Source organism: Nonomuraea longicatena, from assembly GCF_039525605.1.
GTDB lineage: Bacteria > Actinomycetota > Actinomycetes > Streptosporangiales > Streptosporangiaceae > Nonomuraea > Nonomuraea longicatena.
This window is the reverse complement of record NZ_BAAAHQ010000017.1, coordinates 81798-82278: the sequence shown is the minus strand read 5'-3', so window position 1 is coordinate 82278 and position 481 is coordinate 81798. Positions and strand designations below refer to the sequence as shown.

At 78.4% G+C, this 481-nt stretch carries 1 protein-coding gene; it reads left to right on the top strand.

All coding sequences use genetic code 11. The features are described from left to right. Nucleotides 1-481: glycerate kinase (locus ABD120_RS18155; protein ID WP_343951094.1), on the top strand; the 481-nt coding region annotated here is incomplete at both ends.

Here is a 481-nt window from a genome sequence, read left to right as displayed (position 1 = left end):
GTCGAACTGCCCGTCGCCGACGGCGGCGACGGCACCGTCGAGGCCGCCGTCGCCTGCGGGTTCGAGCGCGTCACCGTGACCGTCACCGGGCCGACCGGCCTGCCCCTCGCCGCCTCCTACGCCTGGCGGGCGGGCACCGCCGTGATCGAGATGGCCGAGGCGTCCGGTCTGCGCCGCCTGCCCGGCCCGCCGCAGCCGCTCACCGCCACCAGCCACGGCACCGGCGAGCTCATCGCCCACGCGGTCGAGCGCGGCGCGGACCGCGTCGTCCTCGGCATCGGCGGCAGCGCCTCCACCGACGGCGGCGCCGGCATGGCGAGCGCCCTCGGGGCCCGCTTCCTCGACGAGAGCGGCGAGGAACTGCCGCCCGGCGGCGCCGCCCTGCGCGCGCTGGCCCGCATCGACGTCTCCGGCTTCGCCAAGCTCGACGGCGTCGAGGTGGTCGTCGCCAGCGACGTCGACAACCCGCTGCTCGGCCCCG